Origin of the sequence: Paenibacillus sp. FSL W7-1279 (assembly GCF_037969845.1) — a bacterium.
Classification (GTDB): domain Bacteria; phylum Bacillota; class Bacilli; order Paenibacillales; family Paenibacillaceae; genus Paenibacillus_AQ.
Window position 1 is genome coordinate 1,380,266 of the sequence record NZ_CP150215.1, and the last position, 23,028, is coordinate 1,403,293.

Annotated in this window: 23 protein-coding genes and 1 riboswitch; of the genes, 17 read left to right on the forward strand and 6 right to left on the reverse strand. The window is 51.9% G+C overall.

Annotation, left to right across the window (positions count from 1 at the left end):
- Positions 1-49 precede the first annotated feature (49 nt).
- The 9 genes from MKY82_RS05885 to MKY82_RS05925 all read left to right on the forward strand — a co-directional run bounded on the left by MKY82_RS05885 (position 50) and on the right by MKY82_RS05925 (position 6,371).
- Positions 50-934, forward strand: coding sequence for a sugar ABC transporter permease (locus tag MKY82_RS05885; protein ID WP_071221331.1), 885 nt, complete (start codon positions 50-52; stop codon positions 932-934).
- Positions 931-1,761: a carbohydrate ABC transporter permease gene (locus MKY82_RS05890; RefSeq protein WP_339222053.1), complete on the forward strand. Its 831-nt coding sequence runs from the start codon at positions 931-933 to the stop codon at positions 1,759-1,761. Before MKY82_RS05885 ends, MKY82_RS05890 begins: the two co-directional genes overlap by 4 nt.
- Before the next feature lie 36 nt (positions 1,762-1,797).
- On the forward strand, positions 1,798-2,754 hold the full coding sequence (locus MKY82_RS05895; protein WP_339295715.1) for a 1,4-beta-xylanase: 957 nt from the start codon (positions 1,798-1,800) through the stop codon (positions 2,752-2,754).
- A 294-nt stretch (positions 2,755-3,048) separates the two neighbouring features.
- Entirely contained in the window at positions 3,049-4,365 is a 1,317-nt protein-coding gene (locus MKY82_RS05900; RefSeq protein WP_220686400.1) for an extracellular solute-binding protein, read from the forward strand.
- A 113-nt stretch (positions 4,366-4,478) separates the two neighbouring features.
- Complete coding sequence (locus tag MKY82_RS05905; protein ID WP_259445447.1) at positions 4,479-4,610, forward strand: hypothetical protein; 132 nt, start codon at positions 4,479-4,481, stop codon at positions 4,608-4,610.
- 14 nt (positions 4,611-4,624) lie between these two features.
- Complete coding sequence (locus tag MKY82_RS05910) at positions 4,625-4,768, forward strand: hypothetical protein (RefSeq protein WP_235613143.1); 144 nt, start codon at positions 4,625-4,627, stop codon at positions 4,766-4,768.
- A 333-nt stretch (positions 4,769-5,101) separates the two neighbouring features.
- Positions 5,102-5,680, forward strand: a complete 579-nt coding sequence (locus tag MKY82_RS05915; RefSeq protein WP_071221327.1) for an SEC-C domain-containing protein — start codon at positions 5,102-5,104, stop codon at positions 5,678-5,680.
- A gap of 216 nt (positions 5,681-5,896) precedes the next feature.
- A complete protein-coding gene (locus tag MKY82_RS05920; RefSeq protein WP_194541151.1) occupies positions 5,897-6,064 on the forward strand; it encodes a hypothetical protein in 168 nt (55 codons plus the stop codon).
- A complete protein-coding gene (locus tag MKY82_RS05925) occupies positions 6,042-6,371 on the forward strand; it encodes a zeta toxin family protein (RefSeq protein ID WP_339295716.1) in 330 nt (109 codons plus the stop codon). Before MKY82_RS05920 ends, MKY82_RS05925 begins: the two co-directional genes overlap by 23 nt.
- A gap of 385 nt (positions 6,372-6,756) precedes the next feature.
- Here the strand turns inward: MKY82_RS05925 and MKY82_RS05930 are convergent, their stop codons facing one another.
- A complete protein-coding gene (locus MKY82_RS05930) occupies positions 6,757-7,203 on the reverse strand; it encodes a hypothetical protein (RefSeq protein WP_194541152.1) in 447 nt (148 codons plus the stop codon).
- A gap of 324 nt (positions 7,204-7,527) precedes the next feature.
- On the opposite strand from MKY82_RS05930, the gene MKY82_RS05935 reads away from it, so the two are divergent.
- Positions 7,528-7,710: a hypothetical protein gene (locus MKY82_RS05935; RefSeq protein WP_113060721.1), complete on the forward strand. Its 183-nt coding sequence runs from the start codon at positions 7,528-7,530 to the stop codon at positions 7,708-7,710.
- A gap of 331 nt (positions 7,711-8,041) precedes the next feature.
- On the opposite strand, the gene MKY82_RS05940 is transcribed toward MKY82_RS05935, so the two are convergent.
- Genes MKY82_RS05940 through MKY82_RS05950 form a run of 3 tightly spaced genes read right to left on the reverse strand, consistent with a single transcriptional unit; the run spans position 8,042 to position 10,955 of the window.
- A complete protein-coding gene (locus MKY82_RS05940) occupies positions 8,042-8,908 on the reverse strand; it encodes an ABC transporter ATP-binding protein (protein WP_339295717.1) in 867 nt (288 codons plus the stop codon).
- 20 nt (positions 8,909-8,928) lie between these two features.
- Positions 8,929-9,975, reverse strand: a complete 1,047-nt coding sequence (locus MKY82_RS05945) for an iron ABC transporter permease (RefSeq protein WP_339295718.1) — start codon at positions 9,973-9,975, stop codon at positions 8,929-8,931.
- Positions 9,972-10,955 (reverse strand): iron ABC transporter permease, encoded by a 984-nt coding sequence (locus MKY82_RS05950; RefSeq protein WP_216533128.1) that lies wholly within the window; start codon positions 10,953-10,955, stop codon positions 9,972-9,974. Before MKY82_RS05950 ends, MKY82_RS05945 begins: the two co-directional genes overlap by 4 nt.
- Before the next feature lie 197 nt (positions 10,956-11,152).
- Here MKY82_RS05950 and MKY82_RS05955 point away from each other — a divergent pair, with 197 nt between their 5' ends.
- Entirely contained in the window at positions 11,153-12,178 is a 1,026-nt protein-coding gene (locus MKY82_RS05955; protein ID WP_220686397.1) for an iron-siderophore ABC transporter substrate-binding protein, read from the forward strand.
- Between the two features lie 1,406 nt (positions 12,179-13,584).
- On the opposite strand, the gene MKY82_RS05960 is transcribed toward MKY82_RS05955, so the two are convergent.
- Positions 13,585-13,842 (reverse strand): hypothetical protein, encoded by a 258-nt coding sequence (locus MKY82_RS05960; RefSeq protein WP_339295719.1) that lies wholly within the window; start codon positions 13,840-13,842, stop codon positions 13,585-13,587.
- 143 nt (positions 13,843-13,985) lie between these two features.
- Positions 13,986-14,486 (reverse strand): VOC family protein, encoded by a 501-nt coding sequence (locus MKY82_RS05965; protein WP_339295720.1) that lies wholly within the window; start codon positions 14,484-14,486, stop codon positions 13,986-13,988.
- A 262-nt stretch (positions 14,487-14,748) separates the two neighbouring features.
- Positions 14,749-14,852, forward strand: a riboswitch (TPP riboswitch).
- 139 nt (positions 14,853-14,991) lie between these two features.
- On the opposite strand from MKY82_RS05965, the gene tenA reads away from it, so the two are divergent.
- The 6 genes from tenA (at position 14,992) to MKY82_RS05995 (ending at position 22,725) form a co-directional block, all read left to right on the forward strand.
- Positions 14,992-15,678, forward strand: coding sequence for a thiaminase II (gene tenA, locus MKY82_RS05970; RefSeq protein WP_220686393.1), 687 nt, complete (start codon positions 14,992-14,994; stop codon positions 15,676-15,678).
- 52 nt (positions 15,679-15,730) lie between these two features.
- Complete coding sequence (gene thiM, locus MKY82_RS05975) at positions 15,731-16,573, forward strand: hydroxyethylthiazole kinase (RefSeq protein ID WP_194541176.1); 843 nt, start codon at positions 15,731-15,733, stop codon at positions 16,571-16,573.
- Positions 16,570-17,589 (forward strand): bifunctional hydroxymethylpyrimidine kinase/phosphomethylpyrimidine kinase, encoded by a 1,020-nt coding sequence (gene thiD / locus MKY82_RS05980; protein WP_220686392.1) that lies wholly within the window; start codon positions 16,570-16,572, stop codon positions 17,587-17,589. The genes thiM and thiD overlap by 4 nt, the downstream gene beginning before the upstream one ends.
- On the forward strand, positions 17,586-18,260 hold the full coding sequence (gene thiE / locus MKY82_RS05985; RefSeq protein WP_339295721.1) for a thiamine phosphate synthase: 675 nt from the start codon (positions 17,586-17,588) through the stop codon (positions 18,258-18,260). Before thiD ends, thiE begins: the two co-directional genes overlap by 4 nt.
- A 249-nt stretch (positions 18,261-18,509) precedes the next feature.
- Positions 18,510-20,462 carry a BglG family transcription antiterminator gene (locus MKY82_RS05990; protein WP_339295722.1) on the forward strand — a complete coding sequence of 651 codons (1,953 nt, stop codon included), beginning with the start codon at positions 18,510-18,512 and terminating at the stop codon, positions 20,460-20,462.
- Between the two features lie 247 nt (positions 20,463-20,709).
- Positions 20,710-22,725, forward strand: a complete 2,016-nt coding sequence (locus MKY82_RS05995) for a fructose-specific PTS transporter subunit EIIC (RefSeq protein WP_220686389.1) — start codon at positions 20,710-20,712, stop codon at positions 22,723-22,725.
- Positions 22,726-23,028: the final 303 nt, after the last annotated feature.

The window sequence follows — 23,028 nt, forward strand, 5'->3', positions numbered from 1 at the left end:
TATAATGATTGAAAACGGTACCATTTCATCCAGAAAGCGAGGAAGGGAATTGTTCAATTTCAGTTATAAAACGCAGCGCTATCTTATTCTGTTCGGTTTCCTTGCCATTCCGGTGCTCTTGTCACTGACCTTCTCTTATTATCCGGCACTATCGCTGTTGTATTACAGCTTGACGGACTGGTCGGGTCTCGGCTGGGATATGAACTTTATCGGCTTTGACAACTACGTCGAAATTTTTACGAAGCCTGAAGTGTTCAGTTCACTCAAGAACAATCTGTATTATCTGGTCGGGGGCCTCATCCAGGTCGTGTTTGCCCTCTATTTTGCCGTCATTCTGACAAGCAAGCTGAAGGGGAGAAACGGCTTCCGGGTTGCTTTGTTCCTGCCGTACGTGCTGCACAGCGTGGCCACGGTTATCATGTTCAAGAACGTATATCACATGGAGTACGGCTCTTTGAATACGCTGCTCGGCGCGCTTGGACTCGAATCCTTGCAGCAGAGCTGGCTGGGCGATAAGGGGATCGTGAATTTTGCCCTGGCGTTCATCTCGATGTGGAAGTACATGGGACTGAACATGGTTATTTTTATTGGGGCGCTCCAATCGATTCCGGGCGACCTGTATGAGGCAGCCTCGATTGACGGGGCATCGGGTTGGCAGAAGTTCCGTTACATCACACTGCCTAGCATCCGGGGCGTGCTGGAGCTGATGCTCATCCTTACCTTGACGGGCGCGCTCGAAGCGTTCGATATTCCGTTTGTGATGCTGCTCGGGGCGAACGATACGTCGACCTTCGTCATTAAGACGGTGGATACGGCGTTCAAGTATCAGAACTTTGGACTGGCTTCGGCGATGGCGGTTGTGCTGCTAATTATCGTGCTGCTGTTCATTGTCATCCAGCGGAAGCTGCTGTTCAGAGAGGAGAAGCAATCATGAGAAGGGAACGCTCGATCGGCTTTACGATGTTCAACTATTTCACGCTGGTTGTCGCTTTGTTCGTGGTCTTTTTCCCGATTTACTCCATTTTTGTAGGGGCGTTCAAGACCCAGGTGGAGTATTATCAATCAGGCCTTAGTCTACCGGATAATTTTTTAAACTTCGAGAACTTTAAGCGGGTAATCGATATCGGGGATTTGGGACTTGGCTTTCGCAATATCCTGATCGTGCTGGTCATTTCGGTTGTCGGCAATATCCTGTTTGGCACCATGGTTGCTTATGCCGTCGGACGGTTTGAGTTCAAGATGAAAAAAGCCATCATGGGCATGTATCTGGTCGCTCAGGTCATCCCGATGGTCACGACACAAGTGGCTACCTTCAGCGTCATCCAGAGCCTGGGGGCCTACAACACGATGTTTGCGCCGATTCTGCTGTACTTAGGAGCCGACGTGCTCCAGATCGTCATCTATCTGCAATTCGTGAACAGCATCCCGCGGGATTTGGATGAGAGCGCGATGCTGGAGGGGGCGTCCTTGTTCAAAATCTACCGTTCCATCATCTTCCCGCTGCTTGCGCCAGCTACGGCCACCTTGGTCATTCTGAAGAGCATCTCGATTTACAACGATTTTTACACGCCGTACCTGTATATGCCGAGTCAGGACCTGAAGGTGGTGTCTACCGCGATCTATTCCTTCATCGGTCCGAACGCGGCGCAGCTGAACGTGATCTCGGCAGGCATTCTCATTATTTTCATTCCGACGGTCGTGTTGTTCTTGTTCATGCAGCGGTATATTTTTGCGGGGGTTACGAACGGAGCGGTCAAATAACGAACACTAGACTATGTAGAAGAGGAGACTCGATATATGAATTCGACAAACACGTGGACGGAAAAAGTATGCGGCATGACTTGGGGGTGGACCGGCGTACGGGGCTCCTGGACGGGACCCGAGGCGGAACTCTCCATGGAACGCATGGCGGACATGAACGTGAACTGGGTGGCCATTGCGCTGTCTGCCGTGCAGGCAACGCCGCAGTCGACGGAAATCCCGTTCCGGGAGGAACCGACGGTGACGGATGATGAGGTGCGATGGGCCATCCGCAAGGCGAAGAGCCTGGGCCTGAAGGTGTGCTTGAAGCCGGTCGTGAACGTTGCGAACGGAACATGGCGAGCCCACATTAACTTCTTCGACGAGGAGGTTCCCGGTGAACCGAGCTGGGCCGAATGGTTCCGCTCCTATGGGGAATTCATTCGCCATTATGCCGAAATCGCGGAGGAAGAGCATTGCGAGATGCTGTGCGTGGGCTGCGAGATGGTGCAGGCCGACAAGCGGGATGCGGAGTGGCGGGCCCTGATCGGGGACGTAAGAAGCGTCTACGGTGGGCTGGTGACGTATAACTGCGACAAATATCAGGAGGAGCGCGTGGGTTGGTGGGATGCGGTAGATATCATCTCCTCCAGCGGCTATTATCCGATCGACCAGTGGGAGGAGCAGCTGGACCGGATCGAAGGCACGGTCCGCCGATGGAACAAGCCGTTCTTCTTCATGGAAGCCGGCTGCCCGAGCCGCGAGGGATCCCCGGCCCGCCCGAACGATTGGTCGCTGCCCGGCGGCCCGTCGGAGGAGGAGCAGCGGCGGTATTATGAAGCAATGTTCGCGGCCTGCGCCAAGCGGGATTGGATGCAGGGGTACATGCTGTGGGATTGGCCGGCAAAGCTGTACGGCCTGGAGGAAGCCTCCCTGAACGATGATTATTGCATGTACGGCAAGTTGGCCGAGGAGACGGTAAAGACATTTTATGCTGCGGGAATTCGGGTTTAGATTGTTATCGGCTGGACTTACCGGGTTCGCCAGGTAGCTGAGCTTAAGAATATAGGGTTGGTATCGCACCGCTTGCTTCTTTAGACGCGCGGTGCGATTTTGCTATAGTTAAGGAGATATTCTGGAACCTAACAAGAAAATGATATGTTAGCATAATTTATGACAATAAAAACAAAAACACTTCATTTGTTTTGGGCGTGTTAGCGATTATTATTTGGGATGTAAGCGATATCAGTAAGCGCTTCATGAGAAAACAGGAAGCGTAATACATTCATAGTACAGGGGGAAGACGAAATGAAAAAAAGATTCACGATGGCACTGCTTCTGCTCTTAACCGTATCATCCATTTTGGCCGCCTGCGGAGGAAATAAAACGAATAATGCAGGCACTGAGACGCCGCCGAGCAATAACGCAGGCAGCGAGCCGACCGAGGCATCCGGCAAAACGGAGCTTGGCGGCAAGCTGAAGGTGCTGACGCACCGAACCGACCTGGTGAATGACGGCACGCTGGACAAATACGTGGAAGCATTCAAAGCAAAATATCCGAAGGCCGAAATTGAATTCGAAGGATTGACGAACTATGCGACGGATATTCAGGTCCGTCTGACCACGGGAGAAGCCGGCGACGTGCTGATGATTCCGACAGGCCTTGCCACCTCGGAGTACAGCAAGTATTTTGAACCGCTGCCGGACGCGATGTTTGAAGACGTCTATTTTGCGGACAATACCCTCTTCGAAGGGAAACGCTATGGGATCTCCACGGGCGTGAATACGCAAGGGATTGTGTATAACAAGAAAGCATTCGAGGCAGCGGGCGTTGACAAAGTGCCAACCACGCTGGATGAGCTCTACGGGGCTGCGGAGAAGCTGAAAGCGGCGGACATCATTCCGCTGTACATGAACTTCGGGGCTCAATGGACGATGGGCAACTGGGCGGATAACTCCGCATGGTACGTGAACGGGGATCCGCAGTTCGCCTCGAAGCAGGTAGCCGAGGAAGCGCCGTTCCAGGTGGATAATGCTTGGGGAATCCTTGCGAATATTGGACGCACCTTCGTGCAGAATGAATGGGTAGAGAAAGACCTGTACACGAACAACTGGGAGATTTCGAAGGGCGAAGTGGCTTCCGGCAAAGCGGCGATGTACTTCCTGGGCAACTGGGTAATCCCGCAGGTGATCGGCGCAGGAGCAGCTTCGGAGGATATCGGCTTCTTCCCGCTCCCGTATGATAATAGCGGCAAGTACAACGCACCGCTCGGTTCGGATTATTTCATCGCCGTCAGCAAAGACAGCAAGAACAAAGAGCTTGCCACGGCTTGGGTCGATTTCTTCGTGAAGGAATCCGGCTATGTGGAAGATTCCGGCTTCATGCCGATTATCAAGTCGGCAGAGTCCTCCATATCGCAGCTCGCCGAATTCCAATCGTTCAATCCGACGTTGATCGAGAGTGAAGCGACCGATCCGAAGTTTAACGAGATCGCGAACAAGGCACAAATCGGTATCGGTACCGGCGATTATGTTCAAGAATATATTGTGGCAGACGATCTGCAGGCTGCGTTCGACAAGCTGAATGCGAAGTGGAAGGAAGCCAAAACCGCACTGGGCTATTAATCTGGAGGAACCAACAGGTTCAGCCGTAGTGCTGCTCGAGCGGCCTTATCCTGAGGTGATCAGGATAAGGCCGTTTCGTTACGAGTATAGATGGATTGAAGGAGAGCGGATATATGAAGAGGATATTGTTGCTGGGCGATTCCATCCGGGAGGGATATGAGCCTTATGTTAGAGAAAGGCTGGCGGGCCTTGCAGAAGTCGTGGCACCGGCGGAGAACGGGCGCTTCTCGTTTTATACGCTGTGAAGGCGCTTGTGCCGATGGGCATTACGATTCATGATCTGAATGCCAGGGTCAAAGAGGATCTGAGCGGTTATTTGTCGGATGACCGCCTTCACTTGAATCAGGAAGGATACCGGATGTGCGCCGACTCGGTGGTGGAGATGCTCGGTCGCTATCTGTGACGTTTGGGCCAGGCCAATGAGCCTTAAGGCGCGAATCTATGGAATCTTTACCAAAAATGGCATAAGTCTATTATAGGTTCTAACAAATTTGTTACATCCTACTTGCGTTATGACGATATTATAGAATAATATGAAGGGGCGCGGCTTTCATAGAGGGGACCCGCGCTTTTTTGCTATCTAACTTGCCTGGACACCTTCTTATCGGAAGCCCCCCCTGTAAGAGAGTGTTATGACGCGGAAGGCCGGCATGCCTTAAGGGTCTACAGGCTTGGGATGCGCATTTTCATATTTTCCATGTATAATAGAAGAAATCATTCAAATAGGAGCTAGGAAATGAAAAAGCTAGGAAGAAACGATCTATGTCACTGCGGAAGCGGGAAAAAGTACAAAAGATGTTGTCTTGAAAGAGATGAACGCACGGTATACGGTAAAGTCATCCAGTTCCCTGGTGCGAGAGCAGCAGAGCCTAAGCTACAGGTCGATCAATTGCGGCAGATGATTAACGACAAGCTGGGATGGATGGACTGGAACGCTGATGAGCATCGTGAGCTTGCAGAGTCTGTGTTTCCTCAAATCTGCCGGGATTACGAATTGCAGGATGATCAGCAGCTGTTTCAAGTGTTCAGCCTTCTGATGGTCTGGAACAGCTTCTCCCGAGAAGCCAATCCGAAGTACCGCAAACAGGGCGGATATGCAAGTGCGTTAGAATATATAGTAACTTCATCGCTTAACATTTCAACAACGAAGTCTGATATCGCGAAGAAGCATGAGGTTTCCGTAGCTACACTGACCCGCAACAGCGGACAGATTCAAGATTTCATGGATGGCGTAGCTGCATCCGGCGACGACGCGAACGTCGAGGATGAGGAATCCGATAGCGAAGTGGACAAGGACTTGTCCTTGGGACGCTAGCACTGCCAAAGTGAGGCTCCATAGCATGAGTGCGGCATTTGCGCATTCGGTTTCATAGCTGTGACCGCTCCCAAGTGGAGCGGTCATTTTGCGTTAATCACCCAGTCGAATTCAAAGATGTTTATACAAGTTAATCCTATGTGGTGGATTAATCAGTTTGTGATATGATTTAAAAGAGAAACGGTATTCAACGACAATAAGTTGGAGGTTGTGGCTATGACAAAGGATAAACAATTAACCAAACTTATTAGGCTGACTGGCGAAAGAGCAAGACTTGAGGCCAAAGTAAACGAATCTTATGTTGTATATAAAGATGATTTTGGCAAACTGGTAAGGGAGTATTCTAATGGGGAGAAGGAATATGTCTCGGGAAAAGACAGTTGAACCAACAACGATGTTTGTTTTTGCCGGAAACAACGGGAGTGGGAAGAGTACGATTCGTAATCTCATCATCGACCGAATTGGGGTGAGTGTAAATATTGATCCCGATGCACTGGCTAGGCGTCTGAGCCCGGAGCAACCTGAATCAGCCCGCGTTTCAGCAGGAAAAGAGGCAATAAAATTAGCTCGAGAATGCCTACAATTTCAACGGGATTTCTCCATAGAAACGACGCTCTCGGGTGGGTACGCCATTAGGCTTATGAAGGAAGCAAAAGCAAATGGTTTCCAGGTCACCATGTTTTATTGGTGATCCAAATCTTAATGTTGAACGAGTAGCCGGCAGAGTTCGTAATGGGGGTCACCACATCCCTGCCAAAGATATCATGCATCGGCATCATTCTTCTATGCAAAATCTTCTCCAATACTTGGGCCTGGTTGATCATCTACTAGTGATAGATAATAGCGCACTAAGTGGAGAAATTGTTCTGGAAGCAGAATTCGGAATAATTAAGCATAGGGAAATTAATTTGCCGAATTGGGTTTTACCTATCGTTAATCAACTGAAAGCGTTGGAAAATTAAATCAAAAAAATTGTACTAAACAAATACCATACGCTCAAGCCGCTCCCATTCAAACGGAGCGGTCATTTTGCGTTAATCCATAAACCGGCGTTTCCGTAAGGCTGCTATCCGGAGTTAGGCTGAAGCTTTGCGTGAACCCGTCAGCAGCCAGCCCAATGAAATGCCGTATAACAGATGACCGGCCAGCCAGAATAGGAGGGCAGCGAGGTCAGTTAATTCCGGCGTACGGTTCGACAAAACGGTAGTCGGATACAGGAGAAGTCCTACGGCCAGACAGACCAAGGAAACCCAAGACAAGCTTCTCCCCCTAGGCCAGTTCTTTGATTTCAGAAAGATGGCTAGAAGAATGCTCAGCAGGACGGAGATGACGAGGTGCAGCGCAAACTCGATCAGTTCAGGAAGCTTCAGCTCCTTCAGAACGGGCACGTAATCGACGTTCAGGAGCAGCGTATAGACCTTCAGCGTGGTGATATGCTCGATGATCTTGAGGAACAGCCCAAGAAGAATGCCCGCCGTGATGCCTGCCCAGACCGGTCCGTTCAACCTGAATATACTCCACATGAACGACGCCCCCTTTTTTTTGTTCATTGTATAATACCTGTCGATCCGATGTGAAACGAATATTCGCAGTACAACATGGAACGAATTGAGCGAGTACGAGGGCAGGCGGATAAAGGTGAATCCCCCTTTCCGCTCTTCCTGAAGCCGCCTGGCGAGGTGAGGAAGAGCTGGCTCTCCTCCGGCGAAGAAAGCAAACCTTGAAGGCTGCCGGCAGCTCAGCTATGCAAGAGCCATCGGCTTAACGTGCAACCCAGTCTTGTTTAGAAATTGTATAGTTCGGTCCTATATTCTAGTTCTATAGACTTATACAGCTGGAGTGATAGGATGACAGACGAGTATTTTGACGAGATGCGCAAGTTCGGCCACGAGGATGAGATGAGGTACCGGATATTGATGCGAGGGGTAAAGAACCTGCTGGAACAGAGAAAACGTGAAAAGTCCAAGCTGTTCAAAGTACTCCCGCATCGCCAAAGGAAAAAAGACCTGCGTGTAGGTAAATGGTCATGATGTATCGATAACGGAGCAGTTGTGAGCAATGGCAGACAAATCCATGTTTTAGACTTATTCCAAATACAGTGACTGCCCTGATGGCTAGGGCGGTCTTTCTTTGTGTCGGCAAGTTTCCAGAACGCACGTTGTCGGTTGTTGTTTTCAAAAATGATCGGTGAGTTAAAGCCGATACACTTATTCAGTCTCTCCGCCGTTCCGGCTGCCCTCATGTCTTGGTTTGCAAAGACCTGTTTTAGATAATAGCACCATACTGCGAGAATAGCCCAAATAAAAAAAGCCGGCTCCTCCCGCTTGAATGCGGAAGGGAGCCGGCTTAATTACATGTATGCTACACTGGTGCCAGTTCAGGGGCGGGTGGCGTAGTTAGTTGTTTTGGTTCCGCTGGTTCTTGCTTGACGGCTGAAGGCCTGCGCATGCCTTTTCCGCGCGGGACGCACATCGGGGTCCCGTACAGCGGGTCCGGAATAATCTCGCACGGCAGTTGGAACACGGTTTGCATCAGCTCGGAATTAATGATTTCTCCCGGTGCGCCCTTGGCCTTGATGCTTCCGTCGCGAATGGCGACGATATGATCGGCATAGCGGCAGGCCAGATTGATATCATGCAGCACCATGACAATGGTCCGTTGCTCTTGAACATTTAATTCATACAGCAGATCGAGCACTTCGATCTGGTGGGTTAAATCCAGATAGGTGGTCGGTTCATCAAGCAAAATGAGCGGCGTCTCTTGTGCCAGCGTCATCGCGATCCAAGCCCGCTGGCGTTGGCCGCCGGATAACGAGTCAACCGTACGGTCAGCCAGTTCAGTCAAACCTGTGGATGCCAGCGCCGCCGCGACGGCTTCCTCATCCTCGCGCGACCATTGACGAAGCCAGCTCTGGTACGGATAGCGTCCTTGCTTTACCAGCTGCATCACTGTCAATCCTTCCGGGGCGGTAGGTCCCTGAGGCAAAATTGCGAGCTTACGCGCCACGTCCTTCGTGGACAAGCTTGCGATATCGGCTCCATTCAGTACAACCGAGCCACGCTGCGGTTTCAGCAGCCTGGCCATGGAGCGCAGCAAAGTGGACTTGCCGCAGCCGTTGCTGCCGATAAATACGGTGATTTTACCTATTGGCACGGTTAAATCCAGATTTTCGAATATAAAGTCTCCCCCATAGGACAGACCCAATCCCTTTGCTTCCAGCGTATTCATGACGCCAGCTCCTTTCGGTTCTAGAATCGATTGCGGTTACGATACAGCAAGTAGAGGAAGAACGGCGCGCCGATCGCGGCGGTGAATACACCTGCCGGTACGTCTCGCGGCAGAAATGCCGTCCGTGCTACCAGGTCGGCGACAAGCAGTAGAATCGCACCGATCATGGCGCTGACCGGCAGTACGCTTCCGAAGTTGGGGCCTACCAGCCTGCGGGCCATATGTGGTGCCATCAGTCCGATGAAGGCGATGGCGCCGCCGATCGAGATGGCAGCTCCGGCCAGAGCTACACTGAGTCCGATTAGGATCAGACGCTGCTTCTGAACCTGGGCGCCTGTGCTGCTGGCAACGTCGTCTCCTAAGGCTTGAATGTTCACATTGCGGGCCTGCAGCCAAGTAAGCGGTAGAAGTACGGCTACCCAAGGCAGCAGGGTCATAACGTCCTTATCCCAGGACATGCCGTAAATGCTGCCTGCCATAAAAGTAAGGGAGCGGTCGGCCAGCTGCAATGGTCCGGATATGATCAGCATGTAGGAGATCGATTTGATGGCAGCCGATACTCCGATACCGATCAAGACAAGCCGCAGCGGCGATACGCCATTTTTCCAGGCGAGCACGTACAATAGACCGGTAATGAAAAAGGCACCAAGGATGGCGAATAGCGGCATCCAATGGATCGATACGGTGCCCGTAAATATGAAGATGAAGAGAACCGCCCCAAGCGATGCTCCCTCCGTTATGCCGATGACATCGGGGGAGGCCAGGGGATTGCGGATGACGCCCTGCAGAATAGCCCCCGCCACCGCGAGAGCGGCGCCGATCAGCACGGCGATAATAATTCGAGGCAGCCTCAGCTGCATGACGATGACCTGCTCCATGGGCGGAGCATCGCCGAACAATGCCTTTATGACATGAAGCGGCGAAACAAACTGGCTTCCCGTTCCTGTGCTAATAATCATGGCGGCGATGCAAAGCACGAATAGGATCAGGCATACCCATAGTGTTCTTCTCTCCAGCATAAACGATACTTTCGCGTTCCTGGAGCGGAATATGCGGTGTTTACTCATTGTGCTCGTCTTCCTTTCCTGGCTATATACACGAAGAACGGCACGCCGATGATTGCGGTCATCACGCCAACCGGGACTTCCTTCGGCATGGCAATATATCGGGAACCGAGATCGGCCGTCACCAGCAAAAGTGCGCCCAGCACCGCGCTGTAAGGCAGAATCCAGCGATAATCATTTCCTATTAAATACCGAACGATATGCGGGATGATGATTCCGACGAATGCTATAGGTCCAGCAGCGGCAACGGAACCTCCAGCCAGCAATATAACGGCCGCTGCCGCTAACAGCTTAATGAGGGCTGTTTTTTGCCCAAGGCTCTGGGCGATGTCGTCACCCATGGAGAGGGCGTTCAGATGACGGCCCAGCAGGAGTGCAGCCAGCATGCCAACGGTCATGTACGGCCACACGGCTGCGAGTTGGTTCAAATCGCGTCCGGCTACCGAACCGACCAGCCATACCAGCACCTGGTCGAACATTTTGCCATCGGAGAGCATCAATCCCTGCGTCAGGGAATGGAAGAAGGCGGCTATGGAGGCACCCGCGAGGGTGATTTTTACCGGCGTCATGCCGTCCCTGCCGATGCTGCCCAGGAAAAACACAATACCGCCGCTTACCGCGGCTCCGATCAGCGCGACCCAGGTAAGGGATTGGAGTCCGCTGATGCCCAGCCAACCCGCCGACATAATAATGAAGAAGGCCGCACCGGAGTTTACGCCCAGCGTGCTGGGCGATGCAATCGGATTGCGCGTGATGACTTGCATGAGCGCACCCGCAACAGCGAGGGATGCTCCTACGGCAAGCGCAATGAGCGCCCGGGGCAGTCTTGCTGTGAGAATGATCAGATGCTCGTTGCTCCCGTTGAAGTGAGTGAACGATTCCCAAACCTGATGAAGAGGTATGTTCGTTACTCCAAATGCGATGCTGCCCATGACGGCAGCAGCCAGCGCCAATAGCGATATGAATAGTCCGAATACGCGCATATATACTCACTTTCTTAAGTCCATGAATAATTAAGTTCATATGAATTTTAGGTGAAGGGACCCCATCTGTCAATGAGCTTGATAATCATTCTCATAAATATCTTGATATTTTTCATGAAACCCTTTATAGTTTTGAATCAGTGATTGATAATGATTTTCAAGTAGAGGGATATGACACAAGGGGGATTTAGATAGGAATGGGAAAAAAAGTGGCACATAAACCAACGAGAGGCCTCAAGTTTAGCTTGCTGGCTCTGATCATGATCGTGATTCTTGCCGGGTGCGGAGCAAGCCCCGCAAAAGAAAATGCAAACAACGGGGGCAGCGACACAACGAAAACCGCAGAGGGCAACAGCGGCGCTGCAGCCGGCGGCGAATCGTATGAAGTTACGCATGCCATGGGGACGGAAACGATCAAGGGAACGCCTCAAAAGGTTGTCGTCCTTACGAACGAAGGAACCGAAGCGCTTCTCGCATTGGGCGTGAAGCCTGTAGGTGCCGTTAGATCCTGGACAGGCGACCCATGGTATCCGCATATTAAAGACCAGATGGAAGGCGTTACCGTTGTCGGGGAAGAGAGCCAGCCGAACATCGAGCTGATCGCCGGCCTGCAGCCGGACCTGATTATCGGCAACAAGATGCGTCAGGAGAAAGTATACGAGCAATTGAAGGCGATCGCGCCGACTGTTTTTGCTGAGGATCTTCGCGGCGAGTGGCAGAACAATTTTGAGCTGTATGCCAAAGCGCTGAACAAGGTATCCGAAGGCGAAGAGCTATTGGCTGCATACGACAAGCGGATTCAGGATTTCAAAGAGAAGGCTGGAAGCAAGCTGGATGAGACCGTCTCCGTGGTCCGTTTCATGGCTGGCAAGACACGGGTATACCACACCAATACGTTCTCGGGCGTTATTTTCGATAAAATCGGCATCGCCCGCAACGACATGACCAAGAACGCCAAGGACGATTTCGTTGACGAGATCACGAAGGAGCGTTTACCTGAGGTGGAAGCCGACAGACTATTCTACTTCACTTATGAAACCGGGGATGGCGGCGCCAACCAAACCGAGCAGGAATGGATCAACGATCCACTGTGGAAAAACCTGAACGTCGTCAAGAACGGCCAGGCCCACAAAGTGGATGATGCCATCTGGAATACAGCAGGCGGCATCCTGGCAGCGAATCTGATGATTGACCAGCTTCAGGAGTTTTACGGCATTCAGTAATGAATGAAGACGAATGCAGCAGGCTAGTATTGTCGTATAGCGGATGATGCTAGGAAAAAGCAAAAAAAGGAGGCATCCCTCAAGATCTAAGATCTTTTGGAATGCCTCCTTTTTTGTATCGCCGCGTGGATAGTATCGCAGCGTGGATAGTATCGCAGCGTCGGCAACATTGTAGCGTCGGCAGCGACGCGCGTAGGTAGTACCACTACGTTGGCAATCACAGCCTAGCCAACATCGTCGCATTGCAGCGTGGTCAGTATCGCAGCGTCGGCAACATTGTAGCGTCGGCAACATCGTCGCATTGCAGCGTGGCCAGTATCGCCGCGTGGTCAGCATAGCCAACATCGCCGACCGCATAACAGCGTCGGCAGCATCGCCGCTATGCAGCGTGGCCAGTATCGCTGCGTGTGCAGCACCACCGCCTCACCGCTTATGTAGCTACGTGCACACCACTCACCGGCACAGCTTTGCCAGCTCCGTTCTTCGTACCGCTTCCCCTGACCTGTTAACGGACACCAGTTCCCTTATTTGCCTGATTCGGGCCCGATTCTTAAATCTAACGGACACAGGATCCCTTATTACCGCAAAAAGGTATCTATTTACCATCATATTCTAGAAATAACGTATCTGGTGTCCGTTAGCTCTCGAAAATTACGCCTTTTCAGCTAAATAACGTACCCTCAGTCCGCTTGCCTCGAGCAAGTCGCACTAAGACTAGTAGTCACATCAAGGCCAGTAACACCAATCCCAGCAGTAGCTCCAAGATCAGTAGTCGAACCAATACCAGCAGTAGTACCAGGATCAGTAGTAGCACTAAGATCAGCAGTAGCACTAAGACCAGCAGTAGCCTAGAAGTAGCCTCAATACCTGCAGTTAGTAACAAGGCCACCTGTTAACGGACACCAGATCCCTTATTTGCCTGATTTGGTCCCAATTCTTAAATCTAACGGACACAGAATCTCTTATTACCGCAATAAGATGCCTATTTGCCATCATATTCTATGAATAGCGTATCTGGTGTCCGTTAGCTCTCGAAAATTACGCTTTTTCAGTTAAATAACGTATCCCCAGTCCGCTTGCCCTCCGAGCAGTCGCACTAGACTAGTAGCTGCATCAAGATCAGTAATAGCACCAAGCCCAGCAGTAGCACCAATACAGCAGTAGCATCAATACCAGCAGTAGCACCAATACCAGAAGTAGCACCAAGATCAGGAGTAGCCTAGAAGTAGCCTTAACGGACACCAGTTCCCTTATTTGCCTGATTCGGTCCCAATTCTTAAATCTAACGGACACAGGATCTCTTATTACCGCAAAAAGGTGCCTATTTACCATCATATTCTAGAAATAGCGTATCTGGTGTCCGTTAGCTCTCAAAAATTACGCCTTTTCAGCTAAATAACGTATCCTCAGTCCGCTTGCCCTCGAGCAGTAGCATCAATACCAGCAGTAGCACCAATACCAGCAGTAGCACCAATACCAGCAGTAGCATCAATACCAGCAGTAGCATCAATACCAGCAGTAGCATCAATACCAGCAGTAGCATCAATCCCAGCAGTAGCATCAATACCAACAGTAGCATCAATACCAGCAGTAGCACCAATCCCAGCAGTAGCACCAATCCCAGTAGCATCAATCCCAGCAGCAGCTACATACTCTGTGTTCACCCAGTTTCTACCTCTAAACCATAGCTACTCTGAGTTACCCGGTCCCTACATCGATCATAATCGACAGCCATCCAAGCATACCCCTGGGGAACCGAACCACCCATGTTCTCCCTGAAATAACGCTTTTGCTTCCCTTCACCTTGTTACGAAATCTTCACCACGATTTCCGCTCCGGCAACATAGGTCATTGCTTTCATGTAATCCGGGTCTTGGGCGCGTCGTTCCATCTCTTCGGGCGTGAGGTCCTCCATTCGCGTCTGAATCCACCATAAGTTGCCGAACGGGTCCCGTACCCGTCCCACCCGGTCGCCGAAGAACAAACTCGTTGGCTCCGTCACCGAGACGGCTCCTGCGGCGAGCGCTTGCTGGTAAGCAGCATCGCAATCCTCAACATATAAGCGGAGGTACGCCGGGCTATCCGGCCATTCCGGCTTCGCGTCAAACATCATGACGACGGCATCCCCGATTCGCACCTCGGCATGGCCGATGACACCATCGTCAACATAGACGCGGGCTAACTCTTCGGCTTGAAAAGCCTGCTCCAGGAATTCAATCAGCGCTGCGGAGTTTCTTGAGATGATCCACGGTGTCACGGAGGTGTAGCCATCCGGAATGGGGTTAACCGCTTTTGATGGGTTCGTCATAAATAAGCTCGCTCCTTTAAACTTCATTTTTTTGAATAACGTTTATGTACTCATTATGTAGGGGAATACATGACAACCCAGCGTCAGTGTTTCTGAAACAAGTGTTGGGTAGCCGGCGTTTTTTATTCGCGAAAGACATCTGCCACCGTACAACATCATGATCCACCGATCACGGAAGATTTCGCACGTGGGGTTCTGTCCGCGAACCGTTAACGTTTGACAGCATCTACAAACCTATGTACAGTATTAGACAAAAGAATAGGAAGTCCACTAGGGGAGCCGTTAGCGGCTGAGACAAGAGCGTATCTTGGACCCTTTGAACCTGATCTAGTTCGTACTAGCGTAGGAAAGTGGAGCCTTCGTATATAAGGTCTTGGTGCGTTTTTGGCGCACTCGGGCTTGTTGACGAAGCCGCTCCAGTTTTCGGGGCGGCTTTTTAGCGTTGCCTGGAAAGTCGTGTCTTATGGACTTCCTGCTCTTCAATATGTTGGAGGAGGGGACAAAAATGAGTTTTACGCAAGAGCTCCGTCAGCAGGCGGGAGGCATTTTTCAAGCAATCTTCGATCATCCCTTTGTAAAAGGCATTGCCGAGGGGAAACTGGCGCGGGAACAACTGATCCACTATGTGAAGCAGGATTTTGAGTATTTGAACGCCTACATGCGAATTTACGGCATCGCCATATCCAAATCGACCAGCCGCGAAGAGATCGCAACCTTTAACGAACAAATCTCATTCATCCTGCATAGCGAGGTGCATCCGCATCAGAATTTTTGCGCAGCCGCCGGGGTGACTTACGAAGAGCTTCAAGGCTATCCGCTGGCTCCGTCCGCGCATCACTATATCCGTCATATGCTGACGGTGGCGCATGAGGGCAGTCTGGGCGAGATTATGGCCGTACTGCTGCCTTGCCCGTGGACCTACCTGGAGATTGGCCGCAAGCTGCTGGATGAAGTGAAGCCGGATGAATCCCATCCGTTCTACGACTGGATTTATTTCTACGGCAACCGGGGGGAAGACGCGACAGCCAAGTTCTGCAGCCGTGTCGATGAATGGGCGGAGCGTGCGACGGCAGCCGAGCGAGAACGGATGAAGGAGCATTTTATGCTGAGCTGCCAGCTGGAGTATATGTTTTGGGATATGGCTTATAAGCAGGAGGAATGGCCGGTGCCGCTGCAGGCTGCGGTGCTGTAAGGAGACCTAACTAGCTCATAAATTCCAATATAGCGAAGAGAGGCTGATTCATATGCATACATGGGAAAATGAAGTTTCGGCGCTTTTAACAAAGGTACGGCAGACGAGCCCCCTCGTTCACAACATGACGAACGTGGTGGTTACGAATTTTACGGCTAACGGCTTGTACGCGCTGGGCGCGTCGCCGGTCATGGCTTACGCGCCGGAGGAAGTGGCAGATATGGCCGCCATCGCAGGCGCGCTCGTATTGAACATCGGCACGCTGAACCGCGAGCTTGTGGATGCGATGATCATAGCTGGACAATCGGCGAACGCACAAGGCGTGCCGGTCCTGCTGGACCCGGTCGGTGCGGGAGCAACCCGTTTTCGGACGGAGTCGGCGCTGCGGATTCTAAGCGAGGTGAAGGTGTCGCTCGTGCGCGGGAATGCGGCTGAAGTCGCTCACCTTGTCGGGGAGGCCCGCGAGATCAAAGGCGTAGACGCTGGCAACAGCACGGGCAGTGATCATGCCGAGCTGGCCGTGCGGGCTGCGCGCGAAGTAGGCACGATCGTGGCCATTACCGGTGAAGAGGACGTGATTACCGATGGAAACGAGGTACGTATCATTACCGGCGGGGATGCTCTCCTCACGAAGGTAACCGGTGCAGGGTGCCTGCTGACCTCGGTGCTGGGTGCCTTTGCCGCAGTGGAAGCAAACCTGCTGCTTGCCGGTACGGCGGGCCTGGCCTTCTACGGGGCCGCGGCGGCGAGAGCTGCAGAGCGAACCGCGGACCAGGGACCTGGAAGCTTCCAGATTGCTTTCCTGGATGAGCTGGCAAAGCTTCATCCGGGCTCGCTGGAGGGCTATGCCGCTGTCCGGGAAGCGGAAGCGTCCGCTGCAGGTGGCGCACGATGAGCAGCAAGTCTCACGTTCCTCGGGCACTGACGATTGCGGGGTCTGACAGCGGCGGCGGTGCCGGCATTCAGGCTGATCTGAAAACCTTCCAGGAGCTCGGCGTATACGGCATGTCAGCGATTACGGCGATCACGGTGCAGAACACATTGGGGGTTCACGGCGTATATCCGCTGCCTCCCGAAGCAGCCGCGGAGCAGATTGAAGCGGTTGGCTCGGACCTCGGAGTCGATGCATTGAAGACAGGCATGCTGTTCAATGCCGAGATCATTCGCCTGGCTGCTGACCGGATCCGGGCATTCGGCTGGGAGAAGGTCGTTGTGGATCCCGTGATGATCGCCAAGGGCGGAGCAGAGCTGCTGCAAAGCGAAGCAGTGCAGGCTTTAAGAGAGGATTTGCTGCCGCTGGCGTTAATTGTCACCCCCAATATACCGGAGGCCGAAGTATTGGCGGGGATGCGTATCCGCACGAAGGAAGATCGGAAGGAAGCGGCGAGACGTATCCAGGATCTGGGGCCCAAGATCGTTGTGATCAAAGGCGGCCATGACGAGGGAATGACCGGCGGCGGTGAAGTTGCGGATCACGAAAGAGACAGGGGATCAGCTATGGCGGCGGGTACGCAGCAGGAAGAGTTGTCTCAGTCCGAAAGTACGTATCGCCAAACAAGAACCGCCAGCCATAACGGGGAGTTTTATGAGGGACGCTCCCCCATGATCAAGAACGATGACAGATTCGGTAATCCCGACAGTCCTTCAGTCATGGACCTCGTATACGATGGTATCGCCTTTACAGAATTATATGGACAACGAATTCATACCGTTCATACGCATGGTACCGGCTGTACTTTCTCTGCCGCGATTACCGCAGGCCTGGCCAAAGGCTTGAGTGCATTCGATGCCATTCAGAACGGGCGCACATTCATCCAGGCGGCCATTGAGGACGGCTTAAACCTGGGACAGGGACACGGCCCAACGAATCATTGGGCGTATCGTCGCCGCCATCAGGAGGTGCTGCGATGACGGGCAGAGTGACACCCGAGATGATGAGGCAGCATCTACGGATGTATCTCGTACTTGGCAGCGTGAATTGCATCGTCGAGCCAAGCCGGGTCGTGCAGGATGCATTGGCCGGCGGCACGACCATGGTCCAGTTCCGCGAGAAGGGACAGGGCGCACTTGTTGGCGAGCCGATGATCCGGCTGGCTCGCCGGATCCAGGATCAGTGCCGCCAAGCGGGCGTACCCTTCATCGTCAATGATGATGTGGAGCTGGCACTGAAGCTGAACGCCGACGGCGTTCACATCGGCCAGGACGATGAATCTGCGGCTTCGGTACGTGAGCGGATCGGCAATCGGATTCTGGGCGTCTCGGCCCATTCTGTTGAGGAAGCCAGGCGCGCCATTCTCCACGGCGCCGATTATCTTGGTATCGGCCCGATCTATCCGACCCGCTCGAAGGATGATGCCAAGGCTGTGCAGGGCCCAGCGATCCTTCGAGAAATGCGCGAAGCTGGCATCCATCTGCCGATTGTAGGAATTGGCGGGATTACCGTGGAGCGCGTGGAGGAAGTGATGGGGGCGGGTGCGGATGGCGTCGCCGTGATATCCGCCGTGACGGGAGCGGAGTCGGCGCGAGAGGCTGTGGAGGCTTTTATAGGAAAGATACGCTGTGCAACCGAACGAATTTTTTAAAATGTAAGAGGATCATGATAAGGATCATGAACAAGAGTGTCGAATTTCTTCGGCACTCTTTTTTTGTTTACGTCAGATTTTATATTACTGTATATGTTCAGCTTATCCCTCAACATGCCATTCTTTGGGTCCATTCTCGCGTTCCATACCAGATCAGATTGCCATAGCGACCCGGATATGATATACGTAGGACAATGTACCTGCTCCACGAATAGTGAGCTCTCCAAATAAGTTGAATAGGAGATCGGAATGAATAATAGGCAAAAAGAGATTTTTCGTAATTTATTAATGGAACCGAACCGGCTGTGGCTCGTTCAGGATCTGGCGGATCAGACCGAGTGCTCGGAGAAGACGATCCGAAACGATCTGAAGGTGATTGAAGAATATATAGTTCAGCACTCCAGTGGCCATCTGGTGAAAAGGCCGGGACTTGGCGTTTATCTGGAGATCGGAGAAGCGGATCAGGCTGATTTATTCCACCGCTTGTATTCCAACGAGCGTACCACCGAGGATGAATCCGACGAGGAAAGGGTGCTGCACCTGGCCTATCGGCTCTTGATGAACGCGAAGCCCGTAACCCTGCAGAACCTGGCTTCGCCGTTTTACGTGAACAAGGCAATTATCCGTCGGGATATGGAAAAGATTGGGGACTGGCTGCGCAGCTTTGATCTGAGCTTAATGACGAAACAGCGTGTAGGTTTCATGATTGAGGGCACGGAGAAGAACAAACGGATGGCGCTGGCGCGGTTGAACCAACTGATCAACCGTCCGGAGTTGACGGGACAGATGATGCGTAATCAGTATGAACCGCATGAGATTGCAACCGTATACAATGAGTTGAAGGCGTTGCAAAAGCAGCATCAGCTCCGCTTTACCGATGAAACCTTTGAAAGCCTGATGCTGCATATTCTGCTCATGGTCAAACGGACCAAGCTGGGACAGCCGATTTCGCTCTCCGAGCAGGACATGGCCTTTTTGGAGAACAAAGCGGAATTTGAATGGGCGATAGACTTTTTGAGGCAGCTGCAAAAGCTGTTCGCTGTACCTTTTTCCAAGGAAGAAACCGCATATCTAACCCTGCACCTGCTTGGAGGGAAGTTCCGATACACGCAGGAGGACGGAGGCGCTGGGCGGAGCGATCTGGCAGACAGCCACCCTCTGCTGCCCCAATTGGTTGAACAACTGATTCGGCGGATGTCGGAGCTGAATATGATCCCTTTTTCCAAGGACCAGGTATTATTGAACGGGTTGAAAGTGCATTTGTACACGACCATGAACCGTCTCCATTACGGTCTGGCTGTGTCCAATCCGATGCTGGCTGAGATCAAAAAGATGTATCCCTATATGTTCGATCGGGTCATCATGGCACTGGAAGAGGTAGGGGGAGCGCTCCATCTGCACTTTCCCGAAGAGGAAGCCGCATATTTGACGCTGCACTTTCAGGCGTCTGTGGAACGGCTTCACCAGAATGAAAGCCACCCTCAGAAGGTCATTATTGTGTGTCATATGGGCGTTGGGATGTCCCAATTGCTTCTCGCGAAGGTGGAACGGAGATTCCCGTCCGTGCATGTGGAGGCAACGATGTCGAGAGCGGAAGTGCAGGATTATCTGGCTGCTCATGAGGTGGATCTTGTCATTACGACCGTTGATCTGCCCGAGCTAAAATCACCACATATCCTCGTCTCCCCTTTGCTCGAGGCCGGTGACGAGCGGAAGCTGGAGCAAGCGATCCGGCGGATCGATGAGCCGGACAGCAGGACGGCTGAGGAATCGGTCTTTTTGAAATATACAACTCCTTTTCTGGTCTTTCCTCGGCAGGAGGTAAAGCGTCCAGAACAGTTAATCGCCAAGTTTGCGCAAATGCTGGAGGACAAAGGGTATGTCGAGACAGGGTATACGGAAAGTGTGCTGGATCGTGAGTATATGTCTGCTACGACGATTGGGGGTGGCATTGCCATCCCTCATGGCAGCTCGGAGCGGGTTAAACAGTCCTGCATCGTTGTTGTGACTTTGAAGCAGTCGATTCCCTGGGGAACCGAAAAGGTAGAGCTTGTGTTCTTGCTTGCGATTAAACATGATGAACTGAAAGAGATGCGGCAGCTATTCAGAGAATTGTCGCTGATCAGTGAGCAGCCGGCTTTGGTCAGTGCGTTGACTAAGGAGACGGATGTGATGCGATTGCTGAGTACGTTGAAAGGGTAACATTCGTATTAGAAACTGTGAAGATGAAGCAGGACGGTATACGTCCTGCTTTTTACATTTTTTTGGGATCCTTACAAAGTAATTGGAATAAGCATCGCAGCATAGGCTCCGCTATGTGGGGATATTTTATTGCGAAATAAACCTGTTTTTCCGGAAGTTCCGGTAAAAAGTTCATCCGATAACAGCGTTTTCAGCGTGTACACTATAAATGTAAGCGGGAACATGACAGCAAAGGAGAATGACGATCATGAAATTATTAGCGATTACTTCATGTCCTAACGGAATTGCACATACGTATATGGCCGCTGAGAATCTGCAGAAGGCAGGCGCTAAGCTTGGCGTTGAGTTGAAGGTTGAGACCCAAGGTTCCATTGGCGTGGAGAACCAATTCACGGAGCAGGATATCCGCGAAGCCGATGGCATTATTATCGCGGCGGATAAGACGGTGGTGAAGGACCGGTTTGTGGGTAAAAAACTGCTTGTCGTTGGTGTGCAGGATGGTATCCGTCGTCCAGAAGAGCTGATCCAACGGATGATGAAAGGGGATGTGCCCGTCTATCAAGCACAGTCCAAGTCTGCTGCTGAAGATATGACAGGAGAGAACAAACCTAAACAAAATCCGGTCTACCGTCACTTGATGAACGGCGTATCCTATATGGTACCGTTTATCGTAATCGGTGGACTGCTCATTGCAATCGCACTGACGATGGGCGGCGTAAAGACGCCGGGTGGGCTGGTTATCCCGGAAGGTTCGATCTGGAAAACGATTGAGAGTATCGGCGCGGCTGCGTTTACTTTCATGGTTCCGATCCTTGCCGGTTTTATCGCAATGAGTATTGCGGACAGGCCGGGTCTTGCACCAGGTATGGTCGGCGGGTTCATTGCTGCCAACGGCAGCTTTTATGGAAGTGAAGCGGGAGCTGGATTCATCGGGGGGATTATTGCCGGTTTCCTGGCGGGTTATGTTGCACTTGCTATTAAAAGGATCAAGGTTCCTCGCTCGCTGCAGCCGATTATGCCCATTATCGTTATCCCTGTACTGGCTTCACTAGTTGTAGGGTTAATCTTCGTCTTTGTGATTGGTGCTCCCGTTGCGGATCTGTTTGAAGCGTTAACCGTCTGGCTAGCAGGAATGCAAGGTACAAGTTCGATTCTGCTCGCGCTTATTCTGGGCGCGATGATTTCATTTGACATGGGGGGTCCCGTGAATAAGGTTGCGTTCCTGTTCGGTTCGGCCATGATCGGTGAAGGAAATTATGTGATTATGGGCCAAATTGCCGTTGCCATCTGTGTTCCTCCGATTGCCATGGGACTGGCAGCAATGATTAACAAAAAGAAGTTTACACCTGCGGAACGTGAAGCAGGCAAAGCAACATTTACGATGGGACTGTTCGGTATTACCGAAGGAGCGATTCCATTCGCGGCGCAAGATCCTCTACGCGTCATTCCGAGCATCATGGTCGGATCGATGACGGGTTCGGTGGTTGCCATGTTTGGCAGTGTCGGTGACAGCGTAGCCCATGGCGGCCCGATTGTAGCCGTGCTCGGTGCCGTTGATCATGTGTTGATGTTCTTCCTCGCTGTCATTGTCGGCGCAGCCGTATCGGTTATCATGGTGAGCCTGCTCAAGAAAGACGTTTCAGCTGTGACTCCGGCAGTTGTTGGAGAAGGAGCGATAGAGGATCCTGCCGAAGCAGGTGGAGCGTCCGTAGTAAATGTGGATGCACCTTTGGCTGCGGACTCAGCCGAAGCGGTTCCAACCGTAATGAATAACGGTACAGCAACGGAAGTTTCTGCTATCCGCGTTGAGAAATTGACGGATATTGTTACACCGGATCTCATTAACCTGAATCTGGTCGGAACGACACAGGATGCGGTGATCGACGAAATGATCGGTGTATTGGAGCGGAACGGGGCGGTAAGAGCTGACGGAGATTTTAAACAGGCCATATTAGCCCGGGAACAAGAAAGCTCCACAGGCATCGGCATGAATATTGCGATTCCTCACGGTAAATCGGATGCTGTCTTGAAACCAAGCGTGGTCTTTGGTATCCAGCAGGATGGTGTAGACTGGAAGAGTCTTGACGGCAGCGAAGCCAAACTGATCTTTATGATTGCCGTGCCGCGTAATAGCAAGCAGAATGCGCATTTAAAAGTGCTGCAAATGTTGTCCCGCAAGCTGATGGACGATGATTTCAGAGAAGCGCTCTTGGCGGTGACAACGAAGGAAGAGGCCTATCAATTGCTCGATCAGGTGCATTAATTCAAGATGCTAAAGTGACTCCACCTAGCCATTGGTTGGTGGGCAAAAGTAGCCAAGGAGCTTGGCTTATCGCAGAAGGATAGTGGCTGATCTATTGGAGATAATCCTGCCGTTATCTCATCATATTAGGGATTTATGAAGCGATTCCAATGAAGCCAGCCCCGCACAGAAATGAGCGGGGCTGGCTTCAATTTTGCGCATGCTTGAACCGGAGTAGGCATTTCTCCTTTCCATGTATTTGGCACTCATATCTGTATATCTGTCATCTGATCTATTATGGGTATGTTATGCTGTCATATTTTG